9 protein-coding genes are annotated in these 10368 nt (G+C 60.6%); 3 read left to right on the top strand and 6 right to left on the bottom strand.

Going from position 1 to position 10368, the window contains the following annotated elements:
- From IPM39_25600 to IPM39_25590, 3 genes are all read left to right on the top strand, one after another.
- The coding region (locus IPM39_25600) for an MFS transporter (GenBank protein ID MBK8989395.1) at positions 1-1256 on the top strand (1256 nt) is incomplete at its 5' end.
- 240 nt (positions 1257-1496) lie between these two features.
- Positions 1497-1775 (top strand): metal-sensitive transcriptional regulator, encoded by a 279-nt coding sequence (locus IPM39_25595; protein ID MBK8989394.1) that lies wholly within the window; start codon positions 1497-1499, stop codon positions 1773-1775.
- Between the two features lie 209 nt (positions 1776-1984).
- Complete coding sequence (locus tag IPM39_25590; GenBank protein MBK8989393.1) at positions 1985-4474, top strand: copper-translocating P-type ATPase; 2490 nt, start codon at positions 1985-1987, stop codon at positions 4472-4474.
- Positions 4475-4564: 90 nt separating this feature from the next.
- Here the strand turns inward: IPM39_25590 and IPM39_25585 are convergent, their stop codons facing one another.
- From IPM39_25585 to IPM39_25560, 6 genes are all read right to left on the bottom strand, one after another.
- On the bottom strand, positions 4565-5539 hold the full coding sequence (locus tag IPM39_25585) for a 2-dehydropantoate 2-reductase (GenBank protein MBK8989392.1): 975 nt from the start codon (positions 5537-5539) through the stop codon (positions 4565-4567).
- Entirely contained in the window at positions 5539-7062 is a 1524-nt protein-coding gene (locus IPM39_25580) for an AMP-binding protein (protein ID MBK8989391.1), read from the bottom strand. The genes IPM39_25585 and IPM39_25580 overlap by 1 nt, the downstream gene beginning before the upstream one ends.
- Before the next feature lie 95 nt (positions 7063-7157).
- Positions 7158-7748: a TlpA family protein disulfide reductase gene (locus tag IPM39_25575; GenBank protein MBK8989390.1), complete on the bottom strand. Its 591-nt coding sequence runs from the start codon at positions 7746-7748 to the stop codon at positions 7158-7160.
- 153 nt (positions 7749-7901) lie between these two features.
- Positions 7902-9224, bottom strand: coding sequence for a serine hydrolase (locus tag IPM39_25570; GenBank protein MBK8989389.1), 1323 nt, complete (start codon positions 9222-9224; stop codon positions 7902-7904).
- A 551-nt stretch (positions 9225-9775) separates the two neighbouring features.
- Positions 9776-10153: a type II toxin-antitoxin system VapC family toxin gene (locus IPM39_25565; protein ID MBK8989388.1), complete on the bottom strand. Its 378-nt coding sequence runs from the start codon at positions 10151-10153 to the stop codon at positions 9776-9778.
- Positions 10140-10349 carry a hypothetical protein gene (locus IPM39_25560; protein ID MBK8989387.1) on the bottom strand — a complete coding sequence of 70 codons (210 nt, stop codon included), beginning with the start codon at positions 10347-10349 and terminating at the stop codon, positions 10140-10142. The genes IPM39_25565 and IPM39_25560 overlap by 14 nt, the downstream gene beginning before the upstream one ends.
- Positions 10350-10368: the final 19 nt, after the last annotated feature.

The raw sequence follows: 10368 nt of genomic DNA, 5'->3' as shown, positions 1-10368 counted from the left end.
CGCTGCCGCCCGATACCCGTTCGCTTAAGCCGTTCCTCATCTTGTGGAGCGGGCAGGCCGCCTCGTTGTTTGGCAGCCAACTGGTACAGTTCGCCCTCATCTGGTGGCTCACCACCACCACCGGCTCGGCCACCACCCTGGCCCTCGCCTCGCTGTCCGGACTGTTGCCCCAGGTGGTTCTTGGCCCCTTCGTCGGCGTGCTGGTGGACCGTTGGAACCGGCGCATGACCATGCTGCTGGCCGATGGTCTGGTGGCGGTGGCGACTTTTGGGCTGGCGCTGCTGTTCTGGGCTGGCGCTGCGCAAACCTGGCACGTTTTTGCCATTCTGTTCATCCGCGCTCTGGGCGGCGCGTTCCACTGGCCGGCCATGCAGTCATCCACAACCCTGATGGTCCCCAAAGAGTTTCTGACACGCATCCAGGGCTTTAACCAGATGTTGTATGGCGGTCTGAACATCGCTTCGGCCCCGTTGGGGGCGCTGCTGCTGGGCGTGTTTCCTTTACAGGGCATTTTGTTTATCGATCTGGCAACGGCCGTCATCGCCATGAGTTCATTACTGGTCATCCACGTGCCGCAGCCAGAACGCGCCCCCTCGACCAGCGCCGCCACCTTCTACAGCGAATTTGGCGCCGATTTACGCGCCGGGCTGCGATATGTCTGGTCGTGGCCGGCCCTGATGCTGTTGATGCTCATCGCCGTTATCCTCAATTTGGTCATCAACCCTGCCTTTGCCCTGTTGCCGCTGCTGGTAACCGGCCATTTTGGCGGCCAGGCGCTGCACCTGGGTGTGTTAGAAGGGATATTTGGCTTTGGCATCTTGACCGGCGGCCTGTTGTTAAGCGTTTGGGGCGGCTTCCAACGGCGCATCCTCACCAGTCTGGTGGCGCTGATTGGCATGGGCGTGGGCACATTGCTGATGGGCCTGGCCCCGGCCAATATGCTGTGGTTGGCGTTTGTGGCCGCGTTTATCATCGGCTCCACCAACTCGCTGGTGAATGGACCGGTGCAGGCCATCTTCCAGGCCACTGTGGAGCCGGAAATGCAGGGGCGGGTGTTTACGCTGCTCGGCAGCGCCGCCGGGGCGATGTCGCCCATCGGCCTGATCATCGCCGGGCCAGTGGCCGATTGGCTGGGGGTGCGCGCCTGGTTCCTCTTCGGCGGCAGCGTGACGCTGCTGATGGGCATTGGCTGCTGCTTCTTGCCTGTTTTGCTGCGCATCGAAGACGGCCGTAAAACACAGTTAGCCACTGAATGACGAATCGTCTGAGATAGTGGTTAGTTGGGAGTTGTTAGTTGATAGTGGGGAACCGCACTATCGCCATAAATCGCCGTGTCTCCGCGGTGCTAATCGCACAAGTGACGGCCGTTTCCCCCACCCGCCGCCATTGATCGGGGCAATCAATCAGCCAATACTCATTTGACAAACTCCATCCACCACTCTACAATCATTTTCACCCCCCCCACCCCGGGGTGGGGTATGGCGAGGTAAACCAATATGGACGACAGCACAAAAAAAGCAGTCAGCCAACGGCTGGCCAGCGCCGCCGGGCACATCAAGGGCATCGAGCGCATGGTCAACGACGACGCCTACTGCATAGACGTTATCCAGCAGATTCAGGCGGTGCAGGCCGCCCTGGCAAAAATCAACACTCTCATGCTGGATAATCACCTGCACACCTGCGTCACCTCCGCCATTCGCGGCGATGATCCCGCCGAGCGGGAGCGTCTGCTGCAAGAAATCACCCAGGTCTTTGAAGTGACCGGGAAAAAGTGATACCTGAAACAGGCGATAAACTTTTTAAGGAGACATCTCATGGAAAGCAAAACGCTGGCCCCAGATTCAATCGCTGCTGCAAGAAATCAACTACCCACCCGAAGGGTTGATTCAGATTAGTTGATAGTTGGGAGTTGGGAGTTATTAGTTGATAGGTCGGTTCTCCACTATCAACTAACAACTCCCAACTAACCACTATCGTCTACCCCATGTCCGAACCAAAACAAATTACGCTGCCCGTGGTGGGCATGACTTGCGCCAACTGCGTGGCGGCGGTGGAACGCAGCGCCAAAAAAGTGGATGGCGTCGCCGCGGCAACGGTGAATTACGCCAGCGAAAAAGTGACGTTTACCTACGATCCGGCGCTGGTGAAGCCGCAAGAGGTGACGGCGCAGGTGATCGCCCGCATCGAAAAAGCGGGTTACGGCGTGCCAACGGCCGTCGCCGAACTCCCCCTCCTGGGCATGACCTGCACCAACTGCGCCAACACCATCGAACGCCGCCTGAACAAAGTCGATGGCGTGCTTTCGGCGGAAGTGAACTACGCCAGCGAAAAAGCGACGGTGCGCTACACCCCCGGCGCAGCCACACGCGGCGATCTGGTGGCCGCCGTGCGCCGCGCCGGGTATGATGTGGTGACGGCCGTGGCCGACCCGTCTGCCCCCGATGACTCCCTCCAAGACGCCGAAGCCGCCGCCCGCGAAGCCGAAGTGAAGCACCAGGAGCGCCGTCTGCTGGTCGGCCTCCTCTTTTCCGTGCCGCTGTTTTTGTTCAGCATGAGCCGCGATTTTGGCCTGTTGGGCGATTGGGCGCAGGCCAACTGGGTCAACTGGCTCTTTTTTGCCCTGGCGACGCCGGTGCAGTTTTACGTCGGTTGGGATTATTACGTGGGGGCCTACAAGAGCCTGGGCAACCGCAGCGCCAACATGGACGTGTTGGTGGCCATGGGGTCATCGGTGGCCTATTTCTACAGCGTCGCCGTTCTCATCGGCCTGACGCTGGGCACACACGCCCTCGGCCACCATGTCTACTTCGAGACCTCGGCGATGATCATCAGCCTCATCGTCCTGGGCAAGCTGATGGAAGCGCGGGCCAAAGGGCGCACCAGCGAGGCGATCAAGAAGCTTATCGGCCTGCAAGCCAAAACGGCGCGCGTGGTGCGCGATACTATGGAGCTAGACATCCCTATCGCCGAGGTGATGCCGGGCGATCTGGTGATTGTGCGGCCGGGCGAGAAAGCGCCGGTGGATGGCGTGGTGGTAGACGGCCGTTCCACCTTCGACGAGAGCATGATCAGCGGTGAAAGCCTGCCGGTAGACAAAACCATTGGCGATGCCATCATCGGCGCGACCATTAACAGGCAGGGACTGATCCGCTTCGAGGCCACCAAGGTGGGCAAAGAGACGGCGCTGGCCCAGATCATCAAGCTGGTGGAACAGGCGCAGGGGTCTAAAGCGCCAATCCAGCGGGTGGTAGACCAGGTGGCGGCTTATTTTGTGCCGTTTGTGCTGGTTACGGCCGTCCTCACCTTCATCATCTGGTATGTGGCGACGGGCGATTTTGTGGCGGCATTGATCCGGCTGACGGCCGTGTTGGTCATCGCCTGTCCTTGCGCCATGGGGCTGGCAACACCTACCTCCATCATGGTCGGCGTGGGCAAAGGCGCCGAACACGGCATCCTCTTCAAAAACAGCGCCGCCCTGGAACAGGCCCACAAACTCAACGCCATTGTGCTGGACAAAACCGGCACCATTACGCGCGGCCAACCCTCCGTCACCGACGTGATTATTTCTGATTCCGCACTCCGCACTCCGCACTCCGAATTCCTCCGCCTGGCCGCCAGCGCCGAGCGCGGCTCCGAGCATCCGTTGGGCGAGGCGATTGTGCGGGCGGCCAATGAACAAGGGCTGTCTCTCAGTCAACCAACCCATTTTGAAGGGATTGCTGGTTTTGGCATTCGCGCCCAGGTAGACGGCCGTGATGTGCTGTTGGGCAATCTGCGCCTGATGCAGCGGGAAGCCGTGTCCCTGAATGGCCTGGAAGCCCAGGCGCAAACCCTGCAAGCCGAAGCGAAAACGGCGATGTGGCTGGCCCTGGACGGCCGTGCCAGCGCCCTCATCGGCGTCGCCGACACCATCAAAGATGGCTCCAAAGAAGCCGTTCAGGCGATGCACGCTCTGGGCCTGACGGTGGTCATGATGACCGGCGATAACGAAGCCACCGCCCAGGCCATCGCCGCGGAAGTGGGCATTGACCGAGTATTCGCCGAAGTGCTGCCCGGCGACAAGGCCAACCACGTCAAAAAGCTGCAAGATGAAGGCTTTGTGGTGGGTATGGTCGGCGATGGCATCAACGACGCCCCCGCCCTGGCCCAGGCCAACGTGGGCCTGGCGATTGGCACAGGCACAGACGTAGCCATGGAAACGGCCGACGTGACCCTGATGCGTGGTGATTTGCGCAGCGTGCCGCAGGCGATTAAGCTGTCCAAAATGACTATGCGCAACATTAAAGAGAATCTCGTCTGGGCGTTTGGGTATAACACCGCGCTCATCCCCATCGCCGCCGGGATTCTGGCCCCGTTTGATTGGGCGCCGGATTTTCTGCGTCAGCTCCACCCCATTCTGGCCGCCGGCGCGATGGCCTTCTCCAGCGTCAGCGTCGTCAGCAACTCCCTCCGCCTGCGCCGCCTGAAATTGTAACAATAGACCAGTTTTCAGTAACCAGTGTTCAGTCGGCGCTGCCCCTGGAAAACACTCACTGAACACCGAACACTGAACACCGCATACCAATCAATAGCAGCCGGCCAGGCGGGCGCGCTGCTGCACCAGGGCGAGGATGATGTCTATGGTGGGCGTGGGCACGGCCACCAATCGGCCGAGTTCTTGCACCACTGTTACCAATGCGTCTATTTCCATCGGCCGGCCCCGTTCTAAATCTTGCAGCATGGAGGTTTTGTGCGCGCCGACGGCCGCTGCGCCGGCGATGCGTTGTTCCACGTCCATGCCAAAACGCGCGCCCAGCTTTTCGCCGATGGTCTGCGCTTCCAGCATCATCGCCCGCACCACTGCCTGCGCGCCGGGGTCGGTGGCGATGGCCTCCAGCGTGCCACCGGTGAGGGCGCTGACCGGATTAAACGACAGATTGCCCCACAGCTTCACCCAAATGTCGTTGCGGATGTGGGCGCGAACCGGCGCTTTCAGCCCGGCGGCACGGAACAGGTCGCTGAGCGCCGTCACCCGCGCCGTCTTTGCGCCGGTGGGTTCGCCCAGGCTGAAACGGTCGCCGCTGACATGGCGGATGACGCCGGGGGCGACCACTTCCGTCGCCGGATAGACGACGCAGCCGATGGCCCGCCCTGGCCCAATGCCCTGCCACTGCACGCCGCCGGGGTCTACGCTGGCTAGTTGGTGGTCGCGCCAGGGGCCGTCCAGGCCGTAAAAGTACCACCAGGGGATGCCGTTGACGGCCGTTACCACGGCCGTATCTTTCCCCAACAGCGGCTGCATCAGCCCCACCACCCCCGGTACGGAGGGCGCTTTTAAGGTCACAATCACAAAATCTTGCTCACCAACGGCCGTGGGGTCGTCCGTGCAGCGCGGATAGGCGATCTGTTCCGCGCTGCTGCCGAGCAGGCGCACGCCGTTGGCCTGCATCGCTGCCAGATGCGCCCCACGCGCAATCAACGTCACGTCCGCCCCGGCCAGCGCCAGATGCACGCCCAGGTAGCCGCCGATGGCCCCGGCGCCATAAATGCAGACGCGCATCAGACCAACCCCAGCTTTTCCGCCAGGCCGATACGCTGCAATTTGCCGGTTGGGCCTTTGGGAATTTCGCTCAGGATCAGCAGCTTACGCGGCACTTTGAAGGGGGCCAGCCGTTCGGCGGCAAAGTCGCGGATGTCGCGTTCGGTCGCCGCAGCGCCGTCGCGCAGCACCACGGCCGCGGCCACTTCTTCGCCCAGTTTGGCATGGGGCATGGCGAAGGTGACAGCCTGCTGCACCGCCGGATGGTCCAGCAGCACTTCATCCACCTCGCGCGGGGAGATTTTTTCGCCGCCGCGATTGATGATTTCTTTGAGGCGGCCGGTAATCATCAGGTAGCCGTCGGCGTCTTGTACGCCCTGGTCGCCGGTGCGGAACCAGCCAGCGGTGAAGTTTTCGGCGTTGGCGGTGGGGTTGTTTTCGTAGCCGGGCGTGACGCTGCGCCCACGAATGACCACTTCGCCGGGGGTGTTGGGCGGCAGCAGGCGGCCCGTTTTGTCCATAATCGCCACATCCAGCCCGAAGGGGATGCCGACGCTGCCCGGCTTGCGCGGGCGCGGCGGCAGTGGGTTGCTGGTCATCTGGTGTGCGGCTTCGGTCATGCCGTAGGCTTCGACAACCGGAGCGCGGAAGGTGGCTTCTAGTTCGGCCATGACTTGCGGCGGCAGCGAGGCGGACGAGGAGCGGACGAAGCGCAAATTGGCGGCCTGGAGGATGGCCTGGTTGCGAGCGGCGCGGCTGAGGAGAGCCTGGTGCATGGTGGGTACGGCCGTATACCAGGTTGGTTTTTCGGCGTCTAGCCAGGCGAAGAATTGCAGGGCGTTGAAGCCGGGCGTGCAGCAGACGCTGGCCCCGGCGTGCAGCGAGGCCAGCAAGGCGGCCATCAACCCGTGGATGTGAAACAGCGGCATGACGTTGAGGCAGTGGTCGGCAGGGGTCAGGGCCAGGGTGTCGCGGATGTTGGCCGCCGAGGCGCAGACGTTGCGCTGGAGCAGCGGCACAATTTTGGGGCGCGAGGTGGTTCCCGACGTGTGCAAGATCAGGGCTACGTCGTCGGGCTGGGCGGGGCCAGGCTGGGCGGCCGGCGTGGGCGGCAGGCTGCTGTGGATGGTGAAGCGGCCGGCCGGATCATCCGCGGCGGCGACGAGTTCCAGGATGGGGATGTTTCGTTCTTGGGCGGCGGGAACGGCCGTTGAGCGGCTGCCCTGGGCGACGAGCAGCGCTTTGGTCTGTAGATCGGCCATGTAAAAGGCGTATTCGTTTTGCTGGTAGGCGGGGTTAAGCGGCGCGGCGGTGGCGGCGGCGGCGACAGCGATGAAGGCCGAGGCCATCTCCGGCCCGTTGGGCAGGACGATGGCGACGCGATCATCCCGGCCAATGCCCAGGGCGTTTAGGGCGGCGATGGTTTGCCGCACGTGCTGGCGCAGGGCGCTGTAAGTCAGGGGCAGCCGGTCTGGCGCGGTCAGGGCGATGGCGTCGTCGGCGCCTGACGCCAACAGCTCAAATAGTGTGGTGGGGGTGGACATGGAGGACTCCTGATTTAGGATTTAGAATTTAGGATTGACGGATTACGGTTCACGGATTACGGATTACGGATTACGGTTTACGCCTGGCGCGGGCGTCAGGAAAGCAGAGGGGCGAGTACGGCCGTCAGCACATCTAGCGAGATGAGACCGTTGTGTATGTAGACGACACGGCCGTCGCGGTCTATGACATAGGTGGTGGGGAAGCTGCGCACCTGGTACTGCTGTTCGACACGGCCGTCGCTGTCTAGCAGCACCGGAAAGGAAAAGCCATTGGCCTGAATAAAACGGCTGACGGTATTCTTGTCTTCCTGGGCGTTCACGGCCAATACAACCAGTCCATCGGCGCGGTTGGCTTCGTAATAGGCGTTGATGTCTGGCATTTCCGCTTTGCAAGGCGGGCACCAGGTCGCCCAGAAGTTGACGACCACCACCTGCCCATCATAATCGGATAGGCTGATCTGGCCGCCTTCCAGGTTGGCGAGGCTGAAATCGGGGGCGGGTTGGCCCATTTGTGGTGGACCGGCGGTGACGGCCGTTTGACGGTGGCTGCCGGGCTGCTGGCTGACCCACCACAGCCCCATCAGGCCCAGAACCAATAAGCCAATAGCGCCGATGGTGATCAGCCGAAGGTGCTGCTGTTTCTGCGCTTCTTGTTGTTCATGATGGTTGTCTTGTGTTTGACTCATATTTGCCGACCTCGGATTGGGCGAGACGGCGCGGAAAAAGGCCGTCCGCTGCGGCTGTGGTCTGTCCGCGCCGTCCCGCCCCTACCATACACTATGATAATTTGAGAACTGTTGGATTTTAGCATAGTTGTGGATTCTTGCGCTGGGTGATGGTCAATCAAACGTCAGGAACAGCTCGCCCACCCAGCCTTCGTCACCGGCCGGGGTGCGGATGCGCCGCCAGGTGAGGCCGCCCTCGGTTTGGGCTGGCGTGGGCAGCAGGCTGACGACTGTGCCTTCGGGTAAAATGGCAATTTCCGCGCCGCCGGGGGTGGCGCGCAGGGTTAAGCCGACGCCGCGCGTGCCAAAGACGATGGCCTGGGGATAGTCTGGCGGGGGCAGTGGCGTAGGCGTGGGCGGGATGGCCGGCGGCGCGGCCAATATGTCGACGGGGTAGGCGTCGGGATCGTTAAAGTGGGCGTAGGCCAGACGGGAGATTTGCGCAAAAATGGGGGCGCTGATGTCCCACTCTAACCAACCCGGCGCGTAGAGAGCCAGGGCGATCAGATAATCTTGCTCTGGACCGTAGACGATGCCGATGTTGCCATGCGTATCATCAATCCAGCCAACTTTGTGGGCCATGACGACGCCATCGGGCAGGCCGCGTTCCAGCAGGCGGGCCAGGTTGTTTTCTTTTAGCAGGTCCAGGAGGTCCTGGCATTCTGTCTGGGTGAGCTGCGCGCCGTAGGCGTCGCGTAGAAGACCGGCGTCGTGTTGGGCGCAGTCGTAGATCAGGTGGGCGAGGGCGGCCAGGTCGCCGATGGTGGTCTGGCGATAGGGGTCGGGGTAGGTGGTGCGGTCGGTACGTTGGTTGGCGGGGGTGAGGTAGGTTGGCATACGGCCGTCGGGCGGTTCCATGTCGTAGGGCACGGCGATAAAGGTGTTGTACAGCCCCAATTCGCGCATCGCCTGGGTGAGCCGGTCGGCGCCGGCAAAGATGTCGCCGCCGCCAACCACATCGCGCAGCAGCAGGTTGGCGGCGAAGTTGCTGGAGACGGTGGTGGTCTGGGTGAGCAGTTTGGTCTGTTCGATGTCGGGCGGGCGGTCTAGAGCGCGAAATATCTGGACCAGCAGCCCGATTTTGATGAGGCTCGACCCGGCGATTGCCAGGTTGGGATCGTGGCTGATCTGCTCGCCGTTGCTGAGGTCTATGATGACATAGCTGCTGAGGCCGCTGAAGTCGGCCAGGGCGGCGTCTACGGCCGCTTGCAGGTAATGGATGTCTGGTGGGGCAAAGGGGGTGGGGGTTGGGATGGCGGTGGGCGGGGCGGCAGTGGGACTGGCAGCGGCCGTTGTTGTGGGGGGGATGGTGGGCAGGGTGGTGGGGGCGACGGCCGTGAGGGTGGGAACGGTTGTGCTGACGGCCGTTGGTTCAGCGGCGCAGGCCACACTGCCCAGCAAGTGCGCGAGAAAGAAAAATAAAGCGGGTATCTTCAATTGTTTACCTTCTTGATCGTAACGTTCATGTCCAAACAAATGGGACACAGATTTTCACAGATGAACACAGATTTTGGATGATTTGAATCTGTGTTCATCTGTGTACTATTGCAAAAAGGGGCATGGTTTATTACAAGTAAGCTGTGCTTTACAAATTTGGCAAGAAAGCGCGTCATTCCTTCGGCGTTGCTCAGGACAAGGTCTGAGAGCCTGTGCTGAGCTTGCCGAAGCATCCTCCGAAGCATCCCGTTCTTCTGGTGGGAGGGGGATGCTTCGCTCCGAAGACTGCGCTCAGCATGACAATTCAGCGTAAATTTGTAAAGAAGATGCTTCGCTCGATGAACCACGCCCAATTCGCGGACTAATTTGTAAAGGATAACTTCCGCGTTTTGAACCATGCCTAAAAGGGACTGAATGCTTACTCTTGATCTATAGACCGAAGAGGTTTTCGGGAACCTGCCCGGTGTTGGCAGACGAGGTGAACAGCCGGTGCAGATCATCTTCGCTGAGATGGGCAGGGTTCCGGTGATGACGAAGGTGAGTCCAGGTGATCAGGACAAGATGTCGGTGATCAGGTTCAGCACGTCAATATTCTTGAAATCTGCATCGGCGGTAACCAGGGGGACACCGGCAAACAGGGCTGATGCCGCCACAATAGCGTCTGGAATTTTCTGTTTATACTCGCGCCGGATACGAATGGTCAGCGCTACTACTTCTGAGGAGAGGTCAATCCTTTCACACAATGCAAGAAACGCTTTTATTTGCAAAATTTCCGGCTGAGATAAGCGTGATGAAGAGAGAAGTTCGATTTCAGAAATTGGACAATAGTAAACAATTGGCGCTTGAGCAACCAATTGGGTTACTGATCGGCGGCCTTCAAAAAAGTAAATGAAGGCGTTGGTGTCTAGTAACAGGCTACTGCCACTCATGGCGAATTACCTTTTGGTAGGCAAGGCCATCGCTTTCCCAGGCGAGAATGCCACTGTATTGCAGCCTTTCTTGCTGACGAACGTAGTGGCGAATCAGTTCGTCGAGCATCTTATCAGGATTATTCTCGAAATCCTGATCCAACAGTTTACTTATCTGGCTGGCCAATGCCTTGTCATGAATTTCCAGAGTCAACATGTGTGTCTATCCTCCAAGT

This window comes from Candidatus Leptovillus gracilis, from assembly GCA_016716065.1.
Lineage (GTDB): Bacteria > Chloroflexota > Anaerolineae > Promineifilales > Promineifilaceae > Leptovillus > Leptovillus gracilis.
The sequence above is the reverse complement of the archived record's forward strand: the minus strand, read 5'-3'. Positions and strand labels throughout refer to the sequence as shown.

Coding starts and splice junctions, on each gene's coding strand:
- IPM39_25595 (MBK8989394.1), top strand. CDS start 1,497: ATGGACGACAGCACAAAAAAAGCAGTCAGCCAACGGCTGGCCAGCGCC.
- IPM39_25590 (MBK8989393.1), top strand. CDS start 1,985: ATGTCCGAACCAAAACAAATTACGCTGCCCGTGGTGGGCATGACTTGC.
- IPM39_25580 (MBK8989391.1), bottom strand. CDS start 7,062: ATGTCCACCCCCACCACACTATTTGAGCTGTTGGCGTCAGGCGCCGAC.
- IPM39_25585 (MBK8989392.1), bottom strand. CDS start 5,539: ATGCGCGTCTGCATTTATGGCGCCGGGGCCATCGGCGGCTACCTGGGC.
- IPM39_25560 (MBK8989387.1), bottom strand. CDS start 10,349: ATGTTGACTCTGGAAATTCATGACAAGGCATTGGCCAGCCAGATAAGT.
- IPM39_25575 (MBK8989390.1), bottom strand. CDS start 7,748: ATGAGTCAAACACAAGACAACCATCATGAACAACAAGAAGCGCAGAAA.
- IPM39_25565 (MBK8989388.1), bottom strand. CDS start 10,153: ATGAGTGGCAGTAGCCTGTTACTAGACACCAACGCCTTCATTTACTTT.